Raw genomic sequence first — 22,792 nt, 5'->3', positions numbered from 1 at the left:
ACCCATTTTAGTGGCTCATTCTGGGAAAACGCCGGATTGACCACCCCGGCGGGGTCGCCGGGGCGGTTCAGAAGCCGAGTTTGACCAGCTGTTTCGGGTCGCGCTGCCAGTCTTTGGCAACCTTGACGTGGAGATCAAGATAGATCCGGGTCCCCAGCAACGCTTCGATGCCTTTGCGGGCATTCGTGCCCACTTCGCGGAGCCGGCTGCCACCCTTACCAATGATGATGGCCTTCTGCGACGGCCGTTCCACATACAGGTTCACCCGGACGTCGAGGAACGGGCTGTCCTCAGGCCGGCCCTCCCGCGGCACGATCTCCTCAACCACCACGGCCAGGGAGTGCGGCAGTTCGTCCCGGACGCCTTCGAGCGCAGCCTCGCGGATCAGTTCGGCCACCATGACGGCCTCAGGTTCGTCGGTCAGGTGCCCGTCCGGGTACAGCGGAGGCGACGGCGGCATGTGACTGATGAGGACGTCGGCGACGGTTTCCACCTGGAATCCGTCCGTCGCGGAGACTGGCACCACGTCTTTCCAGCCGTCGTCGCCCAGCACGTCCCGGCCCAGGGCCGCGACGGCGAGCAGCTGCTCGGTGAGCGCCTGCCGGTCCACGGTGTCGGTCTTGGTGACGATCGCAATGATGGGTTTGTTGCCCAGCGCGGCAAGCTGCGCGGCGATGTATTTGTCGCCGGGACCGATTTTCTCGTTCGCCGGCAGGCAGAAGCCAATGGCATCCACTTCGGCCAGGGTGTCGGCCACCAGGTCGTTGAGCCGCTTGCCCAGGAGGGTGCGCGGGCGGTGCAGGCCCGGAGTGTCCACCAAGATCAACTGGGAGTCCTCCCGGTGCACGATCCCACGGATCGTGTGCCGGGTGGTCTGTGGCTTGGCCGAGGTGATGGCCACTTTCTGCCCCACCAACGCGTTGGTCAGCGTGGATTTGCCCGCGTTGGGCCTGCCTACCAAGACGGAGAAACCGGCCCGGAAGCCGCCGAACTCGTCGTCGCTGGAGTCTTTATTTTTCTTGTTCACGTGGAACTCCCTGCTGGGTTGCTTCCGCCTCAACGAGGAGGTCTTCAAGGTCAGTGTCTACTCTTGGAACCTGCGCCGCAATGATGTGGCTGACGCGGTTCCGGCGTCCTTCGAGCCGGTCGGCCCGGAGGCTGACGCCGTGGACTTCAACGGCGCTGCCCACAATGGGGACCCGGCCCAAGGCTTTGGCGAGGAGTCCACCCACGGTGTCCACCTCGTCGTCGTCCAATTCCACGTCGAACAGTTCGCCGAGATCATCGATGCTCATGCGCGAACTGACCCGGTAGGAGCCGTCCTCCAGGGCAACAGCTTCGGCGCTTTCGGTGTCGTACTCGTCGACGATCTCACCGACGATCTCTTCCAACAGGTCTTCCAACGTCACCAAACCGGCGGTTCCGCCGTACTCGTCGATGACGATGGCGACGTGGGTCGATTCCTTTTGCAGTTCGCTGAGGAGATCGCTCACGGGTTTGGACTCCGGCACGTACCGCACTTCGCGGGTAAGGGATTCCACCAGTGGCGGTTCCTGGCCTGGACCGAGTTCGTGGAGGACAGCCGCCACGTCCTTGAGGTAGATGATCCCGCGGATGTCGTCGTTGTTTTCGCCGATCACCGGCATCCGGGAGTACCCCGAGCCGAGGAAGAGCGACATGGCGTGGCGCAGGCTGGAGCCGGCGTCAACGCTGAGGATGTCAGTGCGGGGCACCATGACAGCGCGGACCAGGGTGTCGCCGAAATCGAAGACCGATTGGATCATGGTGGCTTCGGTGTCCTCGATCATGTCCGACTCGCTGGCACGCTCCACCAGCTCGCGGAATTCCTCTTCGCTGAAGAACGCCTCGTCGCCACCGGGAGCCCCTGGGGCCGCAGCACTGCCCAGCGCCACCAGCCACCGGGGAATCGGGCCGAGGACCCAGGTGAGGAACCGGATGAGTGGTGCGGTAAAGCGGACCATGGCGGCGGAGTGCAGCCGCCCGAGCTGGCGTGGCGAGACGCCCACCAGGACAAACCCGAGGAGCGCCATGATGCCCGTGGCCGCCAGTCCGGCAAGCCAGACATTGTCGAGGAGGCTGTGGAAGAGGACTGCCACGGCGACAGCCGAGGCCGTCTCGAACCACACCCGCCAAAACCGCAAGGCCCGGATGTGCGCCACCGGTTGGGCGAGGATCTTGCGCATGGCATTGCCGCGGCTGCGCTCGAGGGCGTCTTCGGCGTCGTGCCGTGGCAGGAAATTGAAAGCCGCTTCGGCGGCGGTGAGGAGTGCAGCGATGGCCAGGAAGACCAGCGCCATCAGCACCAGGAGCAGCGGCGTCACGAAGTGGTCTCTGCGGGAGCTTCTTTTCCGGTGAAGCCCGTCAGGAGTTCGCGCTGGAGGCCGAACATTTCGGTCTTCTCCTCCGGCTCGGCATGGTCATAGCCCAGCAAGTGCAAAATGCCGTGGGTGGTCAGCAGCAGCATTTCGTCCTGCAGCGAGTGGCCCGCATTTTTGGCCTGGACCTTGGCGACCTGTGGGCAGATGGCAATGTCGCCCAGCATGCCCTGTGGCGTAGGCCGGCCCGGCGTGCCAGGTGTCATCTCGTCCATAGGCACCGACAGCACGTCCGTGGAGCCCGGCTCGTCCATCAGTTCGATGTGGAGCTTCTCCATGGCAGGCTCGTCCACCAGAAGGATGGACAGCTCGGCCTGGGGGTGGATGTAGAGCTGTTCGAAGATGTAGCGCGACAGGGCAACCAGGTCCGCCTCAAGAACCTCGACGCCCGACTCGTTGTTGACTTCGATGCTCATGCCGTTTCTCCCCGTTTATGGCTGCTGGCCGGTTGCTTGACGCGGCTCCGCTGGGTGTCATCCCAGGTGCTGTAGGCCTTGACGATGTCACCGACCAGGCGGTGCCGGACAACGTCTGTTGCGTCGAGGGTGGAGAAGTTCACGTCATCAATTCCGGTCAGGATTTCCTCCACCACCCGCAGTCCGGAGCGGGTGCCGAACGGCAGGTCCACCTGCGTCACGTCACCGGTAACCACCATCTTGGAGCCAAAGCCCAGCCGGGTCAGGAACATCTTCATCTGTTCCGGGGTGGTGTTTTGGGCCTCGTCAAGGATGATGAACGCGTCATTGAGGGTCCGTCCACGCATGTACGCCAGCGGTGCCACCTCAATGGTTCCGGCAGCCATCAGCCGTGGAATGGATTCGGGGTCCATCATGTCGTGCAGGGCATCGTAGAGCGGCCGCAGGTACGGATCGATCTTGTCGCTCAAGGTCCCTGGCAGGAAGCCCAGCCGCTCGCCGGCTTCGACGGCGGGGCGGGTCAGGATGATGCGGCTGACTTCCTTCTGCTGCAACGCCTGCACGGCCTTGGCCATGGCGAGGTACGTCTTGCCGGTGCCCGCCGGGCCAATGCCAAAGATGACGGTGTTCGCATCGATGGCGTCCACGTACGTCTTCTGGTTCAGGGTTTTAGGGCGGATGGTGCGGCCGCGGCTGGAGAGGATGTCGTGGGTCAGGACGTCCACGGGGTTCTGCACGGACTGCGTGCGGAGCATGGAAACCAGCTGCTCCAGGACTGCCGTGCTGATGATCGTGCCGCGGGCTACGAGCCCTTTGATCTCCTGCATGAGGCGCATGATCCGTGGCACGTCCCGCGTGGGACCGCTGATGGTGAGTTCGTTGCCGCGGACGTGGAAGTTGACGTCGGGGAACTGCTCTTCGATGAAGCGCAGTGCCTCATCGTGGCTGCCCAGGGATTGGACCATCTGATCGGAGTTTTCAAAGACCACCACCTCGGTCCGGATGCCGGGCAGTGAATGCGGGAAGTCTGCAACCCCGCCATCTCCCGAGGCACGGCGCTTTCCATTCGCTGATTCAGTCATAGTGTTGGCCCGCAGGCCCGTAGTCCCCTCGAGGTTCAAAGTACGCTTCCTGGCAGGCTTGGCGGTTGTTCGAAAGACCGCCCTGGCCTGTCTATCCATCTTACGCCAGCAGCCCACCGCTCGTGGCGGGCCCTTGGCCTGCTCCAAGGTGCTATTCCCGGGGCAACGTTGCAACTTCATCTCGGCCTTATATCGTTCCCGTTGCATTTCACCCGGAGGCCCGTTCTGGGTCGGGACCGGCCAGGCGCCTGTGTAATGCTGGAGAGCCAGCGTGTGCTGGGAGCAGAGACAGCAGGCCGCCCGGGGATCGGCCCACCACCACCGACGAAAGGTTTGGCAAGGTGCCGGAGTTTGTTGCGCCCCACCGGGCTGGACGACCTGCTGCCCGGTTCTGGGCGCTTGTCCTCGCGGGTCTTGTGGTGGCCCCGGCTCTGACCGGCTGCATCGCCAACACCACGCCGGAGTCGTCGGCCAGCCTGTTGACCGCCCCCTCCCTCAGCGCCAGCGTCCCCGCTACCAGCTCGCCGTTGGAGACCACCCAGTCTTCCAATAAGGCACCCGTGTACTGGCTGGGCCGCACAGGCAATGGTGTATTCCTCTACCGCGAATTCAGGGACGTCCCGGAACAGGAAAACCCTGTCACCAGGGCCTTGCGCGCCATGATGGCCGACAAACCGCTGGACGCCGACTTCTTCACGCCGTGGCAGAACCCGAGCAAGCTGGCGACGTCCATTTCGGGCAAGGACACCATCACTGTCGACCTTTCCGAGGATGCCTTCAACTCCAACCTCGATGCGGACACTGCCCTGCGGGCCGTCCAGCAGCTCGTGTACACGGCCACAGCGGCGGCGGCCAGTTCGGGCCTGATCGACAGCGGCCAACAGATCAGGGTCCGGATCCTGGTGGACGGCCACACGGACTACATGGCCTTTGGCCAGGTACAGCTCGGTGCCCTGATGACCCGAATGCCGGGACTGTCAGCACCCGTGTGGATTATCGACCCGCAGGAGAACGTCGATTTGGCTCCCGGCAGCGTCAAGATCACCGGCCGAAGCACCGTTGCGGGCGGCAAACTCCGCTGGCAGATCCTGCGGACAGCCACCAACGGCACCACCTCGGCATTCCTGACCGGCGAGACCACGGCTGCCGCGGACACGGGCGGTGCAGGACTCTTCAGCCTGTCCCTGACCCTCCCGGTTGGCGAATACGAGGCTAAAATCGCCCAATTGGGTCCCGACGATCAAGTGGACCGGAACGAGGAAACTCGCTTCTTCTCGGTGAAGTAGGGCTTTACGGCGCTGGAACGGTCCAACGGCCCAACACGTCGCTGGCAAGCACGACAGCGGCGGGTCCCGCCGTGGAGGACCGGAGGACGTGGTGCCCCAGCAACGCCGTCACGGCGCCCTGATCGCACAGTCGCGTCACCTCGCGGGGGCTGATGCCGCCCTCGGGGCCGACGATCAGCAAAACTTCCCGGTCGCCGTCGTGCTTCTCCGCCCACCGCGCCAGGACCGAACGCAACGGCGTGACGGCGTTCTCGTGCAGGATGACGGCCAGGTCGGCCGTGCCTACGGTGGCTGCCAGGGCGGCGGTGTCGACGGCGGGCCGCACCTCGGGGACCCACGCCCGGCGCGCCTGCTTGGCGGCCGCGGCAACGGTGGATTGCCACTTGGCGTGCGCCTTCGCGGCCCGGTCTCCCTTCCATCGGACGATTGACCGCTCCGACTGCCAAGGGATCACGGCGTCAATTCCAAGCTCCGTGGCCGTCTCGATGGCCAGTTCATCGCGGTCGCCCTTGGCGAGGGCCTGGACCAGGACCAGGCGGATGGCCGGCGGCGTTTCCCGTTCGAGGCTCACACACTCAACGTCGAGGCCGGCCGCGGAGGCGTTCGCCACAGTACCCACCAGGCGGACACCGGCACCGTCGACAATGTCAACGGCCTCGCCGGCGCCCAGACGTTTGACCGCCACCGCATGCCGCGCCTCGGGACCCTCCAGCAGGAACCGGCCGCCGGGGTGGAGGTGGTCCAGCGATCCGGGGGCGGTGAAGAAGACGGGGTTGCTCACGCCTACAGGTTACCGAGCCGATCGCGCAGCTTGGCGAACATGCCGCCGCTGGCAGCGAGTTTTCCGTCGGTGATCTGCTCTCCGCGCAGCTTGGCGAGTTGCCGCAGGAGTTCCTCCTGGGCGGAGTCCAGCTTGACCGGCGTGTCCACCTGCAGGTGGACCTTGAGATCGCCACGACCGTAGCCGCGCAGGTGCGTGACGCCCAGGCCGCGCAGGGTGATGATCTCCCCGGACTGGGTGCCCGGCTTAACGTCGATATCCTGGCTGCCGTCGAAGGTCTCCAGGCTGACGTCTGTCCCCAGTGCGGCTGCCGTCATGGGGATGTTGAGCGTGGCGTGCAGGTCATCGCCGTCGCGGACGTAGGTGGCGTCGTTGTTGACGCGGATTTCCACGTAAAGGTCACCGGACGGACCACCTGCGGGGCCAGCTTCGCCCTGGCCGGACAGCTGGATGCGGGTGCCCGTTGCCACGCCGGCCGGAACCTTGATGGTCAGTGAACGGCGGCTGCGGATCCGGCCCTGGCCGTTGCACTCGTTGCAAGGGTCCTTGACCACGGTGCCGAAGCCTTCACAGCTGCCGCAGGGGGCTGCCGTCATGACCTGTCCCAGGATGGACCGGACAGCCCGTTGGACCTGCCCGCTGCCGCCACAGATGTCGCAGCGCTCCGGGTGTGAGCCCGGCTGGCAGCAGGAACCCTCGCAGGTGGGACACGTGACAGCAGTATCCACCTCAAGCTTCCGGTTGACGCCAAAGACGGCGTCTTTAAGGTCGATGCGGACGCTGATGAGGGCGTCCTGGCCGCGACGGACCCGCGATGCGGGGCCGGAGCTGCCGCCGGCGCCGAAGAACGTCTCGAAGATGTCCTGGAACGCGAAGCCTTGGCCCGAGTAGCCGCCGCCACCGAAGCCATTGTCGGTACCGTTCTCGTTACCGGTGGTGTCATACACGCGCCGCTTCTGCGGATCTGAGAGCACCTCGTAGGCATGCGTGACAGCCTTGAACCGATCCGAGGCGTCATCGCTGGGGTTGACGTCGGGGTGCAGGGTCCGGGCCAACTTGCGGTAGGCCTTCTTGATCTCTTCGCCCGTGGCCTCCGATGAGACTCCCAGGACGTCGTAGTGGCTGCTCAAAATTCGTTTCTCTTCCTTCTTGTACTGCAGTTCTGCTGCTGGAGGCTCAGCTCCGGCACTGCCAGGTGGCCTGCCCAGACGGCTGGGCGGGCGAAAGCGTCAGGGTCCGAGGATCCTGGACAGGTATCTGGCCACCGCCCTGACGGCGGCCATGGTGGTGGGGTAGTCCATCCGGGTGGGTCCCAGGACGCCAATCTTTGCGACGCTGTCCGGCCCGTACCCGGTAGCGACGACGGAGGCCTCAGCCAAGCCGTCGTACGGGTTTTCGCGGCCGATGCTGACGGCGACACCGCGGTGGTCATCAGCCATCTCGCTCAGCAAACGGAGCATCACCACCTGTTCCTCGAGCGCTTCGAGGACGGGTCCGATGCTCAGTGGGAAGTCCACAGTGGACCGGGCCAGGTTAGCAGTGCCCGCCATGACCATCCGCTCCTCGCGGCTGCTCTGGCCCAGGACCTCCAGCCCTTGCGCCAGTGCATGCGCTGCCTGTCGGAGTGGCGGCGCCACCATCGCGACGACGGCGGGCACAGTTTTGTTGAGCTGGCCCAGCGGCATCCCGGCAAGGGCACCGAGGAACCGGGTGCGGAGGTCGGCCAAGGCGTCGTCCGCCAGGTCCACACCGACGTCGATGACCCGTTGTTCCACCTTGCCGCTGTTGGCAATGAGGACCACGAGGACTTTCCGGGGTGCCAGCAAAACAAACTCGATATGTCGGATGAGTGCGCGGCTCAGGTGCGGGTACTGGACCACTGCCACCTGGTTGGTCAGTTGTGAAAGCATCCTGACCGTGCGGTCCAGGACGTCGTCAACGTCGTCGGATCCTTCCAGGAGGGACTGGATGGCACGGCGTTCGGCGGCGGACAGCGGCTTGACGGCCGAGATCTGATCCACGAACAGGCGGTAGCCCTTGTCTGTGGGTATCCGGCCCGCGCTGGTATGTGGTGCGGCTATGAGGCCTTCTTCTTCCAACGCCGCCATGTCATTGCGGATCGTGGCGCTGGAGACACCCAGATGGTGCCGTTCCACCAACGCCTTGGAGCCGACGGGCTCGCGGGAGTGGACGTAATCCTCCACGATGGCACGCAGTACTTCAAGCTTGCGCGGCTCGCTCAATTGTCCACCTCCTCCACGATTCCAAGGTGGTTGCCACTGGCTTCCAGCCACCCCACCAGTTAGCACTCGACATGCCCCAGTGCCAACCAGTCTATTACGGCTTGCCCCGTTGTTAGCATTGGTACCGCTCCGGGCGAAATTCCGGGCTGCAGACCTATCACGAGGTGGACAGACGCAATGGAATACCAGAACTGGGGGCCGGGCCAGATCTCAGCGCCTGTCCGCACCGAACTGCCTGAGGTTCCCGTGCAGCGCGGCATGGTCTTGGAGGAAGTCCAGTCCGGCTGGGTGGGTGCCGTGACGCGGGTGGAGAAGTCTGGCGGCATGCACGTGGTGGCGCTGGAGGATCGGCGCGGCAAGTCCCGGTCGTTCCGGTTGGGCTTCGGTTTCCTCCTGGAAGGTCAGGCCATCAAGCTCCTGCCGCCGGCGGCACGGCCAGCCCGGGACGCAGCTGGCGCACGGACCGCGTCGGGTTCTGTCCGCGTCACCGGCCAACGGGCCGCCGTCGCCAAAGCCAGCCGCATCTGGGTCGAAGGCAAGCACGACGCCGAACTGGTGGAAAAGGTGTGGGGAGATGACCTGCGCGTGGAGGGCATCGTCGTCGAACCCCTCCATGGCATTGATGACCTGGCCGGTGCGGTAGCAAACTTTGAACCGGGGCCGGGGCGCCGGTTGGGCATCCTGGTTGACCACTTGGTTCCCCAGTCCAAGGAATCCCGGATTGCCGAGGAAGTCATGCGCTCCCCCGGCGCCGCCGGAAACGTCCTGATTGTGGGCCACCCTTACGTGGACGTCTGGCAGGCGATCCGACCCGCAGTGCTGGGCATCGAGAAGTGGCCGGCGGTTCCCCGCGGACAGGATTGGAAGACTGGCATCCTGACAGCATTCGGCTGGCCGCACGAAACGAAGGAGGACATTGGCCTGGGCTGGCAGAAGCTGCTGGGTGCGGTCCGCACCTATGCCGATCTGGAAGCATCACTGCTGGGGCGGGTTGAGGAAGTTATCGATTTCCTCACGGTCCCGTGAAAACCGGGCGCTGAAGCCAAGAACCAGTAGGCTGATTACTGCAGCACCCACCATGCCCGGCGGCCGGCCATCCGGCCTGAACCGGCACCATTGCACCTAAAGGATCATCACAGTGGCAGAGAATGCGCGCGAGTCGCGGGACCCGCAGAATGGCCAAGGCGGCTCCGAATACCACGGCGTCCCAGCCAACGCGCTGCCACTGACGGCCAGCGAGGACCGCCAGTGGGCCACCATGGCGCACTTCGGGGGAATCCTCGGCTTCATCCCGTCACTGCTGATCTATCTCATCTTCAAGGAGCGCGGGCCGTTTACCGCCCAGGAATCCAAGGAAGCCCTGAACTTCAGTCTGCCGCCCACTGTTGCCGCGATCATCGCCAACATCCTGGTTTTCATTCCGGTGGTCGGCAACATCTTTGCCGTGGTGGCCACGCTCATCTGGATCGCCCTGACCTGCTATTCGGTGGTTGCCGGTGTCCGCGTCAACCGCGGCCAGCCCTACCGCTACCCGTTCAACCTGCGCTGGATCAAGTAACCAGGCTCGTCCCCACCCTGGAAGCGGGACCGTGCGCAGCGTCGAGTTGACGTTCGATCCAGAGGCCGAAGCGCGGATCAGGGCAGACTGGGACCTTCTGGCGGCGGCTGGACTGCCCAGCCTGGCCCACCACACCTCCGCCAGCAACCGCCCGCACATCACCCTGGCGGCTGGAAATGACCTGGCCCTCGATCCTGCGGGTGCAGACCCCTGGAAGTCGCTCCCACTCGAGGTCGATTTCGCCGGCTTGACCCTGTTTCCGGGGCACAAGGGAACCTTTGTCCTGGTGCGACTCGTGGTGGTGACCAGGGCCCTTTTGGATTTGCATGCGGGGCTGCACCGGGTGTTGGCAGGGGCCACGCCACTGACCAGGCCTGACGCGTGGACGCCGCACGTTACCCTGGCCAGCAAAATCACGGGAGCCCAAGTGACGCCGGCGCTGGAGTTGCTCTCTACCGCCACACCTGTGCATTGCACGGATGCCCGGCTCTGGGACAGCACCAGCAAAACCACCAAGTCCTTGGTTGGTCCTGCGACCCAGCCTCGTTAGTCGGGCAGGATCCTGCGCACCACGGCGTCAGCCAGCAGCCTGCCCTTGAGCGTGAGGATCAACGTGCCCTTGAAAGCGGCCGTCGGTTCCACCAAAGAGTCGGCAATCAACCCGGCTACCTGATGCCGGCCCGCAGGCCCCAGCGAGGCAATGTCGAGTCCGGTGTTGAGCCGTGCCGTCAGCATGACCCGCTCCACGTTCCGGGTTTCCGTATCGAGCGTCTCCCTGCCAGCGGCCGGCGACGCGCTTTGGGCCAGTCGGCCAGCGTACGCGGTGGGGTGCTTGACGTTCCACCAGCGGACCCCACCCACATGCGAGTGGGCGCCGGGACCGATCCCCCACCAATCGTCACCCTGCCAGTAGGCGAGGTTGTGCTGGCACGCTTGCTCCGGGGTTCGCGCCCAATTGCTGACCTCGTACCAGCCGAGCCCGGCTGCGGTGATCAGCTGGTCGGCGAGTTCGTACTTTGCCGCGTGGTCGTCGTCGTCGATTCCCGGCACCTGGCCGCGGCGAATCTGCGCGGCCAGCTTGGTGCCGTCCTCCACAATCAGGGCGTAGGCGCTGATGTGGTCCGCTTCGTAGGAGAGCGCCGTCTCCAGCGAGGTTCGCCAGTCAGCCATGGATTCGCCGGGCGTCCCGTAGATCAGGTCCAGGCTGACGGCCAGGCCGGCGTCACGCGCCCACCGCACCACCTCGGGGACCCGGGCAGGGCTGTGGGTCCGGTCCAACACTTTGAGGACATGCGGCACGGCTGACTGCATGCCGAAGGAGACCCGCGTGAAACCGGCTGCTTTGAGCACGGCCAACGATTCCGGCGTGACGGAGTCCGGGTTCGCCTCGGTGGTGATCTCCGCGCCCGGGACAATTCCCCATCGGTCGACGGCGGCGCTCAGGATCAGTGCAAGATCTTCGGCAGGCAACAACGTGGGCGTCCCGCCGCCGAAAAACACCGTGCTGAGGGGGCGCGGCGGCAGTCCCGATGCGTCCAGGGCGGCCGCCGCGAACTCAACTTCGCTGGCTGCGGTGGCCGCGTAGGCGTCCTGGGAGGCGCCGCCGCCCAACTCCGTGGCCGTGTAGGTGTTGAAGTCGCAGTAACCGCAGCGAACGGCGCAAAACGGGATGTGGACATACAGGCCAAACGCCCGGTCCGCCGCACCCTCCGCAGCCTGGGCAGGCAACAGACCGTCCGACGGCGCCGGGTCGCCAAGGGGAAGAACGCTGGGCATCAGCGCGTCCCCCGCACCGCAGTGGTCACTTCTTCTTGGCCTTGTCCTTCGATTCGTCGGTGGTCAGGGCCGCGATGAACGCTTCCTGCGGCACTTCAACGGTGCCCACCATCTTCATCCGCTTCTTGCCCTCTTTCTGCTTCTCCAGCAGCTTGCGCTTACGGGTGATGTCACCGCCGTAGCACTTGGCCAGAACGTCCTTGCGGATGGCGCGGATGCTCTCCCGGGCAATGATCCGCGAGCCGATGGCGGCCTGGATGGGCACTTCGAACTGCTGGCGCGGAATAAGCTCACGGAGCTTTCCGGTCATCATGACGCCGTAGGCATAGGCCTTGTCCCGGTGAGTGATGGCACTGAAGGCGTCCACCTGTTCGCCTTGGAGCATGATGTCAACCTTGACCAAGTCTGCCGCCTGTTCGCCGTCGGCCTTCCAGTCCAGCGAGCCGTAGCCGCGGGTCTTGGACTTGAGGATGTCGAAGAAGTCGAAGACGATTTCCGCCAGTGGCAGGCGGTAACGGATCTCCACCCTGTCCTCGGAGAGGTAGTCCATGCCACCGAGCACGCCGCGGCGGCCCTGGCACAGTTCCATGATGGCCCCCACGAATTCGTTCGGCGCCAGGATGGTGGCAGACACCATGGGCTCGCGCACTTCGGCGACCTTGCCCGTGGGGTATTCGCTGGGGTTGGTCACCTGGACGATCTTCTTGTCCTCCAGGGTCACCTCATACTCCACGTTGGGGGCAGTGGAGATGAGCGCCAAATTGTATTCGCGCTCCAGGCGTTCCCGGGTGATCTCCAGGTGCAGCAGACCCAGGAAGCCGACGCGGAAGCCGAAGCCCAACGCGGCGGACGTCTCCGGTTCGTACACCAAGGCGGCATCGTTGAGCATGAGCTTCTCGAGCGCATCGCGGAGCACCGGGTAATCGGCGCCGTCCAGCGGGTAGAGGCCGGAGAAGACCATCGGCTTCGCGTCGGCATAGCCGGGCAGCGATTGCGACGCCGGCTTGGCCAGGTTGGTGACAGTGTCGCCCACCTTTGACTGGCGGACGTCCTTCACGCCGGTGATGAGGTAGCCCACCTCACCGACGCCCAGTCCCTTGGAAGGGGTGGGCTCCGGGGAGCTGACGCCAATCTCAAGGAGTTCGTGGGTGGCGCGGGTGGACATCATCTGGATGCGCTCACGCGGGTTGAGTTTGCCGTCCACCACCCGAACATAGGTGACCACGCCACGGTAGGTGTCGTACACCGAGTCGAAAATCATGGCCCGGGCAGGGGCGTTCGGATCGCCCACAGGGGCAGGCAGATCATGGACGATCTTGTCCAGCAGGTCTTCGACGCCGGCACCGGTCTTGCCGGAAACGCGGAGGACGTCCTCGGGGTTTCCACCGATCAGGTTGGCAAGTTCCGCAGCATACTTTTCCGGCTGCGCAGCAGGCAGGTCGATCTTGTTGAGCACAGGGATGATGGTGAGGTTGTTCTCCATGGCCAGGTACAGGTTGGCCAGGGTCTGCGCTTCAATGCCTTGGGCTGCGTCCACCAACAGGACCGCACCTTCGCAGGCAGCGAGCGATCGGGACACTTCGTAGGTGAAGTCCACGTGGCCCGGGGTGTCGATCATGTTCAGGGCGTAGCTGACGCCGTCGCGTTCCCACGGCATCCGGACGGCCTGGGACTTGATGGTGATACCTCGCTCGCGCTCAATATCCATCCGGTCCAGGTACTGGGCCTTCATGTCGCGGGACTTCACCACGCCCGTGTACTGCAGCATGCGGTCAGCAAGCGTAGATTTACCGTGGTCGATGTGCGCGATGATGCAGAAGTTCCGAATAATAGCCGGATCTGTCGCGGCGGGCACCGGGGCGGTGCGGGCCATGGGAGACACGCAGGGTCCTTACTGTTGGCATGGACGTGGCGGTGGGTGGGCACGCGTCCTGGACGCACGGGCCGGAGTACCGCCATCTTCAACTTCCAGTGTCCCACGTCCGGGGCCGGGATTTGGCATTCTTTGACGGCTGGGTGGCCCTGGCCTACGGTCCCGCGACAACCCTGGCGCTAAGGTTGCGTCCATGGCAATCAATTTCAATGCTGTGCTCAAGGCTGTCCGGATGGGCATCGAGATCTTCCAGAAGGCCAGCAGCTCACAATCCACGCCCACCCGTCAGTCCGCTCCTTCGCGGCCCAGGAACGCTGGATCGGGGCCGCGCCCACAGTCGAGCCCGCGCCCACAGTCCGGCCCCGCCGCATCCGCCGCCGGCAGCAGCTATCCAGGGGATTTCCGTGGCACCGGCACAATCCACTACGCGCCTGCTCCGGACGGCAACCCCGATCCCGGCGAGATCGTCTGGGCGTGGGTGCCTTACGAGGAGGACCATAGCCAGGGCAAGGACCGTCCGGTACTCCTGATCGGCAGCACCGGCTCCACTCTGCTGGGCCTGATGCTGACCAGCAAGGATCATGTCCCCGCCGCCAGCACCAATGGCTCCTATGTTGATGTTGGCACCGGGCCGTGGGACCGTCAGGGCAGGCCCAGCGAGGTGTTGCTGGACCGCGTCCTGCAGCTCCGCCCGGACAGTATCCGGCGTGAGGGTGCAGTCTTGGACCGTGCTCGCTTTGACCAGGTCGCAGCGGTCCTGCGGCAACGGCACGGCTGGAAGTAGCTGCCGGCCACATCGGCGACACGACCTCAGCGGCAGTACTGAAATGGCCAGTCGCAGTGCTGACCTGCTACTCTTTATAGCTGTGTGTCCGTGCAGGTCGACGGCCACAGATGGTTGGTCGCCATAGGTATCCCCACGCCGCTCAGTCGATGGCCAATCTGAAAGCCCTCTAGACCATTTCCGCATTAAAAAGAGAGTTCACACGTGGCGAATATCAAGTCCCAGAAGAAGCGCATCCTTACCAACGAGAAGGCACGCCTGCGCAACAACGCAGTCAAGTCCGAGCTGAAGACGGCCATCCGCGCCGTCAACACCGCCGTTGAGTCCACCAACAAGGATGCAGCAACTGCTGCCCTGGCCACCGCCAGCCGCAAGCTGGACAAGGCCGTCAGCAAGGGTGTTCTGCACAAGAACAACGCAGCAAACCGCAAGTCGGCCATCTCCAAGAAGGTCAACGCGCTGTAAGGTTTCCAGTTCCCTGAACTGATGGTTGTGGCCAGTGCCGAAAGGTGCTGGCCACACCGCTTTAAGCCGAAAGTGCGTCAGTCCTCAGCTGGAACGCACGCCCGTCCTGGGCCCGAACGCACTATTCCTAAGCTTGTTCGCAGATCCGAGCCTTGAAGGTTCTGATCTGCGAACAAGCTTAGGATTCGAGCCCGCACGAATCCTTGGGGCTGGCGGATCCTTGGGTCGGAGCAGCGGCCCTGGACAAGCTCCGGGGCGATCAGCGGCCCTGGACGGACATGGCGATAACGGTGACTGCGTGCTCGACGGCGTAGACAGGGTCCCGGGACAGGCCCTTGACCTGCGCATCAGCCTCAGCTGTGGCCTGGATGGAGCGCACCAGGCCGTCCGGAGTCCAGCGGCGAACATCGCGTTGTGCCTGTTCAACCAGCCAGGGCTGCATGCCGAGCTCGCTGGCGATCTGAGCCGAACTCCCGGTGGAGCCGGCGACGCGGGCCACGGTGCGCAGCTTCGCTGCCAACGCCGCGACAAGGGGCACCGGATCCGCGCCGGTGGCCAGAGCGTGCCGAAGCGTGGAGAGGGCCAGCGGCCCGTTTCCAGCCATGGCAGCGTCGGCAACCTTGAAGGCGGTAGCCTCGATCCGGCCGCCGTAGTACCTGTCGACGGTTTCGGCGCTCACGGTGGTGTCGGCGTCGGCAATCAGCTGGTTGCAGGCAGCCGCCAACTCGGAGAGGCTGGCACCGACGGCGTTGACGAGCGCCTGCACAGCGTCCTGCTCAATGCGGCGTCCGCCTGCGCGGAACTCGGAGACCACAAAAGCTGCCTTGTCGGCGTCTTTCTTCAGCGGCTGACAATCCACCACTGGCCAGTTGGCCTTCTTGATGGCGTCGAGGAGTTTCTTGCCGCGGTTTCCGCCGCTGTGCCGGAGGACCAGGACGGCATCTGACTCGGGACGGCTCACATACGCCAAGGCGTCGGTGAGGAAGGCGTCGTTCATGGCCTCCACGGACTCAACCTCGATGAGCTTACTTTCGCCGAATAGCGACGGGCTGACTTGCATGAGCAGCATGCCCGGCTCATAGGCCGCCGCGTTCATGCGGCTGAGTTCCACGTCGGGGGACGCCGCCCGGACCTGGGCCCGGATCGAGTCCATGGCGCGGATTCCCAGGTATTCTTCGGGGCCGCTTACCAGGACGATCGACGCCGGGCTGGCGTCCCGCCAGTTGGCCGCGTTCGACGCCGAGGAACGGGTTGCGCGTTTCGGCGCAGCGGCCATGGGGGTGTCCTCTCGGAGTGACTTGTGGAGTCTTCCAGCCTGCCATGTCGGGGCCACTCGGCCAAGCCACGAGGACGGCCCCGCTGACCGTCACGGCTCCGCTCCCATGATTCGAGGGCGACTTCAATCCGCCGATGGCACCTGAACAGCCAGCGAAGGGTCCGGCCTGGGTGGCTCACCATCCATACGAACCCCAAGGTCAGTGCAGACAGCAGCACCATTGACACCAGCCCTGGGATGCCCTCCGCCCAGGGCAAGGATGCGCCCGGCAACTCCGCGGCAAACCTCGCTACCCAGGCAACTCCTGCACAAAACGCACCCGCCACCGCGATAAGGGGCCCAGCGACCCACGGCGCAAGGGCCGAAAGCGGGACTGCGAGTGTTCCCACCAACGTCACCGGGGCGACCAACGGAGCCGCCAAGACGTTGGCAAGCAGCGAGTAGGTGGAGAACTGAGCCTGCAAGAGGACAATGATCGGACCACACAGCAGCTGGGCCGACAGTGGGACCGCAACGCCTGCACGTAGCCACAGCGGAATCTGGGCTGGGGCCCAATCAATGATTTCTCTGCCCACCACGATGATCCCCAGCGTAGCCAGCACGGACAGCAGGAAGCCGAAGCTGGCACCGAGGGCAGGATCAATGAGCAGAAGCCCCATGACCGCCACGCACAGGAAACTCAGCCCGCGGCCAGCCCTGCCGGTGGCAAGAGCCGCGACCGACACCGCGCCCATCAAGGCAGCCCTCAACACACTGGCATCCGGACCCACGAGCACCACAAAGAGTCCCAGCCCGCACAAGGCCACACCGCCAGCGGCCACCCTGCGCAACCGGAGACGCCGGCACAACAGCAACAGTGCGCCCAGAACCAGGCTGCAATTCGCGCCGGAGACGGCTGTCAGGTGGGTCATGCCCACGTTTTTCATCGCCAGCGCCAGGCTCTCATCCAATGCGCTGGTATCGCCGGTCACCATTCCCGGCAACAGGCCGCCAACATCTGGTCCCAGGAAGCTGCACGAGGCCAGATATTGTCCGCGCAGGTATTTGGCGGCCACCTCCAGGACCGCTCCAGACGAATATTGCGTCGGCGGCGATGACGCAGCCAAGCTGCCAGCCTCCTGCCGACCAAGGTCCGGCGGCCGTAACTTTCCCGTGGCGCGCACCACCTGCCCAGGTACTGCAGCGCCCCAGGCCCCACTGCCAATGACCACCAACTGGGCCCGGGTTCGCAAGAGCACTCCCCCGGTACTGACTTCCTGTGTCCAGACCGGCACTGCCCACCGTTCTGCCGTGCCAGCGAGGCCGGGAAGCGTCAACGCCCGGGGCGGACTGGCTATTTCCACCACGGCGGCGACCCCCTTCCCTCCCTGAATGGCCGCAGCAAGAGGGCCGTCCGATCGTTGGCTTGCGGCCACCGCGGAGTGCGCCAGCACCACCGCTGCCAGTACACAGGAGATAGCACAGGTGGCCCGGAAACTGCGCCCGAAACGACGACCATGCCGCCGGGATCGGGACAGCAGCAGGCCAGCCACGATCAGAAGTAGACTCCCCAGGACGGCTAACGTCACCGGCGAGAGCCAAAGCCCAGCTACGGCCGCAACCCACGCGCACCCCGTGGGAAAAACCAGCCGGAGATCAGCACGCCTGCGACCCGCCTCCAGGGCCCGCTCAGTTCCAGCCACCTGGCCAGTTGATGTGCTCCCTGCTTCTGCTGCCTCCCTGATACTCCGCTGCGCACCAGCAACGACGCGGCGGTAGCCTGTCCGCCAAGACTGCCCCCACCCTGCAACCAACGCACGGCCGCCGCCCCTCCTGTCCTGACTCGCAGACACCGGAACACGCGGGCGCCAAGCTCGCACGGCTGCGTGCGCGCGAGCCTTTGCCGAGCCCCTGCCCGCCCAGACGGCAAGTAGCGAATCCACATCGTCCTGCGCTTCGGCGCCAGGGTGCGGAGCGCCTGGCCCGGCAGACATCGAGGCGGCATCGCCTCGCACCGCGGAGTCGACGTAGCGCTGCCACGGGCTATGCCGGCGCACGCTACACCGTCACCAGCGGCAGCAGGGTTTCCAGCATCTTGGGCCCCACACCATCAACAGCATCCAGTTCTGCAGGATTCTTGAAGGCACCGTGCTCTTTCCGCCAAGCAACAATCCGCTGCGCCAGGACAGGACCTACCCGGGGCAGGGTGGCCAGCTGCTCAACGCTGGCGGTGTTCAGGTTAACCTTGGCCATCGGCAGCCCCGACGAGCCCAACGAACCCGCTGCAGCCGACGCTCCCGAGCCGTCCGCAGCATCCTGTGGTGAAGCGCCAGCCAGCGGATCGCCACCTTCGGCGCCAGTGGGTAGCTCTTCCCCCACTAGTGGTACACGGATCTTCTGCCCATCAACCACCACGGCTGCGAGGTTCAGCCGATCCGCATCGGCACCCGCCTGGGCACCGCCGGCAGCCGCAAGGGCATCCGCGACCCGGCTGCCAGGTGCCAACCGCACCACACCCGGCCGCACCACACCACCCACCACGTGCACTAAAACTTCGCCCGCAGCAGTCGACGCCGAGGCACTGGGCGAGGTTTCAGGAGGCTCGCTCGCAGAACCTGAATCCTGGCCAGCACCGGGCCCCGAGCCATCAGACCCTGGATGGCCGCTGGTGGCAGCCAACGGCAGCACCTGGGGCGCCCCAGTGGCCACCTGCCACCAAAACCACGCACCACCGGCCACAGCAAAAGCAGCGACCAGCAGCGCCAGCCGCACACTCAACCGCCAGCGCGTGCGCGGGCCCACAGCACCCTCGGCACAAATCCCCGCCGCACCGAGCAAATCGGCATCAGCCTCTGGCGATCGGAATTCGAACGCCTCCGCCGACGGTCCTGCCAGGAGCCCCCGCGGTGGAGGTCCTAAAGCTGACTGCAACCGGGCGGAGGCGTGCCGCCCGGGTGGCCCCGTTGCTGCACTCTCCCGACGTGACATGCCTCCACGCTAGGAAATCGATGCGACCAGCACCAGCAGGCATTAGTCCTATGTGGAAAGCTCCGAGACGATCTCGTCCGGCAGGTCGTGCCCCACAATGACGGCCAGGACACCCAATCCGGCGTGGGCAGCAAGGACTGCCGGCAACGAGCTGATCTGCGCGGGCTCGCACTGGGGCAGGTCCGCTGCCAGCCGGCCGGCCAGCGCGACGGCTTCGGCCGAGTTTCCGAAGTGGTGGACCGCCAACCGTGGGATGGGCACCGGATGCAGCCGCACCTCCTCGGCTACGAGTTCCTCCAGCCTGGCAATCGCTTTGGCGGCCGAACGCACCTTCTCAAGGGGGACGATTTTGCCACCGTCCACCGCGAGCAGGGGCTTGATGGCCAGCATGGTCCCCACCAGCGACGCCGCCGCGCCGATCCGGCCACCGCGTCGGAGCTGCTCCAGGCTGGGGACGTAGAACAGCACCCGGGTGCGGTCCGCCTGCCCCAACGCGCTGGCAACCACCATGGCGGCGTCAGCGCCCAGCGCAGCGGCAGCAACGGCCGCCTGGACTGCCATTCCCTGGGCCATCCCCACGGTCCGCGAGTCAACCACGTCCACGGGAATGTCCACTTTGCTGGCAGCCAAGCGCGCGGCGTCGGCCGTTCCCGAAAGCTCAGCGGACATGTGGATGGACACCACTGCGTCGTACCCCCGGGCCTTCGCGGCGCGGAACGCCTGCTCAAACTGCCCGGGCGAAGGCCGAGACGTCTTCACCGCGACGCCGGAGGCCAACGCCACGGCAATGGTCTCGAGGATGTCATCCTCTCCCTCACCGTAGATATCAGCACCCACCATGACGGGCATGGGAATGACCGTCAACGCCCCTTCGCCGCTGTGGGCGGCCAACCATTCCGCTGGCAGCGCGGCGGCGGAATCGGTCACGACGGCGGTGCGCGCCTGGGGCTGATCGGCCGCCGGAACGCCGAGGCGTGGGGCGGGTCGGAGGCCTGCCAGTCGGGCCCGGAGCCAAGGCCAGGCCACTGCTGCGCTCTCAGGCACGTGGACCTCCAGGTGTGGTGAACCGGCCACCAGCACAAGGCTGGCGGCCGGTCTCCGGTCAGGCCGGAACGATGTTGACCAGTTTAGGTGCCCTGACGATCACCGTGCGGATGTCGCGGCCGTCCAAGGCCCGTTGCACGTTCTCCGAGGCGAGGGCCAGCTCGCGCAACTGCTCTTCGGTGACGTCCGGCGACACCTCAAGGCGGTCCCTGACCTTGCCCTGGACCTGAACCACAGCTGTCACGGTGTCCTGGACCAGCAGCGACGGATCGTGCTTCGGCCAGCCTGCATTCGCCACCGATGCGGGGTGGCCCAGCACGTTCCACATGTCCTCAGCCGTGTAGGGGGCAAAGAGGCTGAGGATGACGGCAACGGCCTCGGTGGCTTCGCGGACGGCGGGATCTGAGCCGCCGGCCCCGGTATCAATGGCCTTCCGGGTGGCGTTGACCAGTTCCATCAGCTTGGCGACCACCACATTGAACTTGTTCGAGTCCAGCAGGTCGGCAGCATCAGAAATGGTGCGGTGCGTCACCGAACGCAACCCCCGGTCGCCAGCAGCAGCATCCGTACCGGCTGCGCTGCTGACGTCCTGCGCCAACCGCCAGGCGCGGGCCAGGAACTTGGCCGAACCGGACGGGGACACGTCGGCCCAGTCCACATCGTCCTCGGGCGGGGACGCGAACACCATGGTCAGGCGGACCGCGTCCACGCCGAACTTGTCGAGCTGCTCGCCAAGATCCACGCCGTTACCCAGGGACTTGCTCATGGCTTTGCCGCCGTTGAGCACCTGGCCCTGGTTGAGCAGTGCGCTGAACGGTTCGTTGGCTTCGATCAGGCCCAGATCGTGGATGACCTTGGTGAAGAAACGTGCATAGAGCAGGTGCAGGATGGCGTGCTCGACGCCGCCCACGTACTGGCCCACCGGCATCCAGTCGTTTACTTTGGCCGGGTCGAACGGACCTTCGGTGTAGTCGGGGGAAACGAAGCGCAGGAAGTACCAGGACGAATCCACAAACGTATCCATGGTGTCCGTGTCGCGTTTGGCCGGGCCGTGGCACGTGGGGCAATCCACATTGACCCAGGCCTCGGCGGCGGCCAGCGGGGAGGTGCCCTTCGGGGACAAGTCCTCGCCACGCAGGTTCTCGGGCAGCGTCACGGGCAACTGGTCATCGGGAACCGGGACCTCGCCACACGACGGGCAGTGGATAATGGGGATGGGCGCGCCCCAGAAGCGCTGCCGGCTGAGCAGCCAGTCGCGCAGCCGGAAGTTGACGAACTTTTCGCCGGTGCCCTGCCGCTCCAGGATGGCAATGGCGGCTGGAATGGCCTCCGCCTTGGGCAATCCATCGAGCTCGCCAGAGTTCACCAGCGTGCCCTCGCCAGCGGTCGCCGTGCCGGACACGGCCGGATCCTCTTCGCCGGTGTCGAGGACGGTGCGGACGTTCAGGCCGAACTTCCGGGCAAAGTCCAGGTCACGCTGATCGTGCGCCGGAACGGCCATGATGGCACCGGTGCCATAGTCCGCCAAGACATAGTCGGCGGCCCAGACCGGCAACTTCTCGCCGGTGAGCGGGTTGATGGCATACCGACCGGTGAAAACGCCTGTTTTCTCCCGCTCGGTGGACTGCCGCTCAATGTCCGACAGTGCCTTGACCTGCTCGCGGTAATCGTCCAGGGCAGCCGCGTGCTCGGGAGTGACAAGCTCGACGGCGATCGGCGCGTCGGCCGCGACCACGAAGAATGTTGCGCCGTAGAGGGTGTCCGGGCGGGTGGTGAAGACCGGGACGTCCTTGGCGGGTTTGTCGCCGTCGGCCTCAATCACGAAGGTGACATGGGCACCTTCGGAGCGGCCGATCCAGTTTTTCTGCATGGCCAGCACCCGCTCGGGCCAGTGCCCGCGGAGCTGGTCCATGTCATCGAGCAGTCGGTCCGCGTAATCGGTGATCTTGAAGTACCACTGGTTCAGGGACTTCTTGGTGACGATGGTTCCGCAGCGCTCGCAGGCGCCGTTGACCACTTGTTCGTTGGCCAGGACGGTCTGGTCCTTGGGGCACCAGTTCACCGGGGAATTCTTGCGGTAGGCAAGGCCGCGCTGGTAGAAGCGCTTGAAGAGCCACTGCGTCCAGCGGTAGTACCCGGGGTCGGACGTGTGCAGCCGGCGGGACCAGTCCGCGGAGATGGCGTAGCGCTTGAAGGACGCAGCCTGCGTCTCGATGTTGGCGTAGGTCCATTCGCTCGGGTGGGTGTTGCGCTTGATCGCAGCGTTTTCCGCCGGCAAGCCGAAGGAATCCCAACCGATCGGGTGCAACACGTCAAAGCCCTGCTGACGCAGGTAGCGGGAGACCACATCGCCCATGGCAAACGCTTCGGCATGACCCATGTGCAGGTCACCCGACGGGTAAGGGAACATGTCCAGGACGTACCGGCGTTCCTTGGAACCATCATCAACAGGCGTGAAAACCTGGAGCTCGTCCCACACCTTTGGCCACCGGGCCTCCATGGCCGCAAAGCTGTAAGCACCTTCCTCAGGTGCCTCCGCTGCCGATACTGATGCTCCGGTCTCTATTTCCGGCTGAACGCCCACTGCTGCCCTCTTCTGTTCTGCTACGGCCTCTGCGCTGGCCTTCACGGCCCTTGGTTTCTCCTGCTGCGCGCCCGGGGTACCCCAGACACACAAAAGCCCCTCACACGGGAGGGGCTGCCGCGGGGCTATCCGTTGGAACGGGGACCCGGCGGCTGACTAAGCAGGAGCATTGCGCGCATTCGTCTACTTTAGCGCACCTGTCCCCACACAGCGATGAGCCGACCATCGAAGAGACTTCAGCGTTCCCTGAATTCATTGATG

20 protein-coding genes are annotated in these 22,792 nt (G+C 65.2%); 6 read left to right on the top strand and 14 right to left on the bottom strand.

Features of this window, described 5'->3' with window-relative positions; all coding sequences use genetic code 11:
- Nucleotides 1-67 precede the first annotated feature (67 nt).
- The 4 genes from era to PSET11_RS13405 are packed head-to-tail and all read right to left on the bottom strand — an operon-like array spanning nt 68 to nt 3,894.
- On the bottom strand, nt 68-1,027 hold the full coding sequence (era, locus tag PSET11_RS13420; RefSeq protein ID WP_124092825.1) for a GTPase Era: 960 nt from the start codon (nt 1,025-1,027) through the stop codon (nt 68-70).
- Complete coding sequence (locus tag PSET11_RS13415) at nt 1,011-2,342, bottom strand: hemolysin family protein (protein WP_124092824.1); 1,332 nt, start codon at nt 2,340-2,342, stop codon at nt 1,011-1,013. The genes era and PSET11_RS13415 overlap by 17 nt, the downstream gene beginning before the upstream one ends.
- Complete coding sequence (gene ybeY / locus PSET11_RS13410; protein WP_124092823.1) at nt 2,339-2,812, bottom strand: rRNA maturation RNase YbeY; 474 nt, start codon at nt 2,810-2,812, stop codon at nt 2,339-2,341. The genes PSET11_RS13415 and ybeY overlap by 4 nt, the downstream gene beginning before the upstream one ends.
- On the bottom strand, nt 2,809-3,894 hold the full coding sequence (locus tag PSET11_RS13405; protein ID WP_124092822.1) for a PhoH family protein: 1,086 nt from the start codon (nt 3,892-3,894) through the stop codon (nt 2,809-2,811). The genes ybeY and PSET11_RS13405 overlap by 4 nt, the downstream gene beginning before the upstream one ends.
- Nucleotides 3,895-4,235: 341 nt before the next feature.
- On the opposite strand from PSET11_RS13405, the gene PSET11_RS13400 reads away from it, so the two are divergent.
- The gene (locus PSET11_RS13400; protein WP_124092821.1) at nt 4,236-5,180 is read left to right on the top strand and encodes a GerMN domain-containing protein; all 945 of its coding nucleotides are present in this window, start codon (nt 4,236-4,238) and stop codon (nt 5,178-5,180) included.
- 4 nt (nt 5,181-5,184) lie between these two features.
- Here PSET11_RS13400 and PSET11_RS13395 read toward each other — a convergent pair whose 3' ends face one another.
- The 3 genes from PSET11_RS13395 to hrcA all read right to left on the bottom strand — a co-directional run bounded on the left by PSET11_RS13395 (nt 5,185) and on the right by hrcA (nt 8,204).
- Nucleotides 5,185-5,961 carry a 16S rRNA (uracil(1498)-N(3))-methyltransferase gene (locus tag PSET11_RS13395; RefSeq protein ID WP_124092820.1) on the bottom strand — a complete coding sequence of 259 codons (777 nt, stop codon included), beginning with the start codon at nt 5,959-5,961 and terminating at the stop codon, nt 5,185-5,187.
- 2 nt (nt 5,962-5,963) lie between these two features.
- Nucleotides 5,964-7,091: a molecular chaperone DnaJ gene (gene dnaJ, locus PSET11_RS13390; protein WP_124092819.1), complete on the bottom strand. Its 1,128-nt coding sequence runs from the start codon at nt 7,089-7,091 to the stop codon at nt 5,964-5,966.
- Between the two features lie 99 nt (nt 7,092-7,190).
- Nucleotides 7,191-8,204: a heat-inducible transcriptional repressor HrcA gene (hrcA, locus tag PSET11_RS13385; RefSeq protein ID WP_124092818.1), complete on the bottom strand. Its 1,014-nt coding sequence runs from the start codon at nt 8,202-8,204 to the stop codon at nt 7,191-7,193.
- A 177-nt stretch (nt 8,205-8,381) separates the two neighbouring features.
- Here hrcA and PSET11_RS13380 point away from each other — a divergent pair, with 177 nt between their 5' ends.
- The 3 genes from PSET11_RS13380 (at nt 8,382) to PSET11_RS13370 (ending at nt 10,312) form a co-directional block, all read left to right on the top strand.
- Nucleotides 8,382-9,230, top strand: coding sequence for a DUF3097 family protein (locus tag PSET11_RS13380; protein ID WP_124092817.1), 849 nt, complete (start codon nt 8,382-8,384; stop codon nt 9,228-9,230).
- 112 nt (nt 9,231-9,342) lie between these two features.
- Nucleotides 9,343-9,762 (top strand): DUF4870 domain-containing protein, encoded by a 420-nt coding sequence (locus PSET11_RS13375; RefSeq protein ID WP_124092816.1) that lies wholly within the window; start codon nt 9,343-9,345, stop codon nt 9,760-9,762.
- Between the two features lie 31 nt (nt 9,763-9,793).
- Nucleotides 9,794-10,312, top strand: a complete 519-nt coding sequence (locus PSET11_RS13370; protein WP_124092815.1) for a 2'-5' RNA ligase family protein — start codon at nt 9,794-9,796, stop codon at nt 10,310-10,312.
- Here PSET11_RS13370 and hemW read toward each other — a convergent pair.
- A complete protein-coding gene (gene hemW, locus PSET11_RS13365) occupies nt 10,309-11,538 on the bottom strand; it encodes a radical SAM family heme chaperone HemW (protein WP_124092814.1) in 1,230 nt (409 codons plus the stop codon). The two genes, PSET11_RS13370 and hemW, sit on opposite strands and share 4 nt — an antisense overlap.
- Before the next feature lie 25 nt (nt 11,539-11,563).
- Complete coding sequence (gene lepA / locus PSET11_RS13360) at nt 11,564-13,420, bottom strand: translation elongation factor 4 (RefSeq protein ID WP_124092813.1); 1,857 nt, start codon at nt 13,418-13,420, stop codon at nt 11,564-11,566.
- Between the two features lie 184 nt (nt 13,421-13,604).
- Between lepA and PSET11_RS13355 the strand changes: the two genes are divergently transcribed.
- Nucleotides 13,605-14,195: a type II toxin-antitoxin system PemK/MazF family toxin gene (locus PSET11_RS13355; protein ID WP_124092812.1), complete on the top strand. Its 591-nt coding sequence runs from the start codon at nt 13,605-13,607 to the stop codon at nt 14,193-14,195.
- A gap of 204 nt (nt 14,196-14,399) precedes the next feature.
- Entirely contained in the window at nt 14,400-14,660 is a 261-nt protein-coding gene (gene rpsT, locus PSET11_RS13350; RefSeq protein WP_124092811.1) for a 30S ribosomal protein S20, read from the top strand.
- A gap of 259 nt (nt 14,661-14,919) precedes the next feature.
- Here the strand turns inward: rpsT and holA are convergent, their stop codons facing one another.
- From holA to leuS, 5 genes are all read right to left on the bottom strand, one after another.
- On the bottom strand, nt 14,920-15,936 hold the full coding sequence (gene holA / locus PSET11_RS13345; protein ID WP_124092810.1) for a DNA polymerase III subunit delta: 1,017 nt from the start codon (nt 15,934-15,936) through the stop codon (nt 14,920-14,922).
- Entirely contained in the window at nt 15,846-17,279 is a 1,434-nt protein-coding gene (locus tag PSET11_RS13340) for a ComEC/Rec2 family competence protein (protein WP_238989156.1), read from the bottom strand. The genes holA and PSET11_RS13340 overlap by 91 nt, the downstream gene beginning before the upstream one ends.
- 694 nt (nt 17,280-17,973) lie before the next feature.
- Nucleotides 17,974-18,717 carry a ComEA family DNA-binding protein gene (locus tag PSET11_RS13335; RefSeq protein WP_238989155.1) on the bottom strand — a complete coding sequence of 248 codons (744 nt, stop codon included), beginning with the start codon at nt 18,715-18,717 and terminating at the stop codon, nt 17,974-17,976.
- A 234-nt stretch (nt 18,718-18,951) separates the two neighbouring features.
- A complete protein-coding gene (locus tag PSET11_RS13330; RefSeq protein ID WP_124092808.1) occupies nt 18,952-19,947 on the bottom strand; it encodes a DegV family protein in 996 nt (331 codons plus the stop codon).
- A gap of 58 nt (nt 19,948-20,005) precedes the next feature.
- Complete coding sequence (gene leuS / locus PSET11_RS13325) at nt 20,006-22,531, bottom strand: leucine--tRNA ligase (protein ID WP_124093025.1); 2,526 nt, start codon at nt 22,529-22,531, stop codon at nt 20,006-20,008.
- Nucleotides 22,532-22,792: the final 261 nt, after the last annotated feature.

Origin of the sequence: Arthrobacter ulcerisalmonis, from assembly GCF_900609065.1 — a bacterium.
Lineage (GTDB): Bacteria > Actinomycetota > Actinomycetes > Actinomycetales > Micrococcaceae > Arthrobacter > Arthrobacter ulcerisalmonis.
The sequence above is the reverse complement of the archived record's forward strand: the minus strand, read 5'-3'. Positions and strand labels throughout refer to the sequence as shown.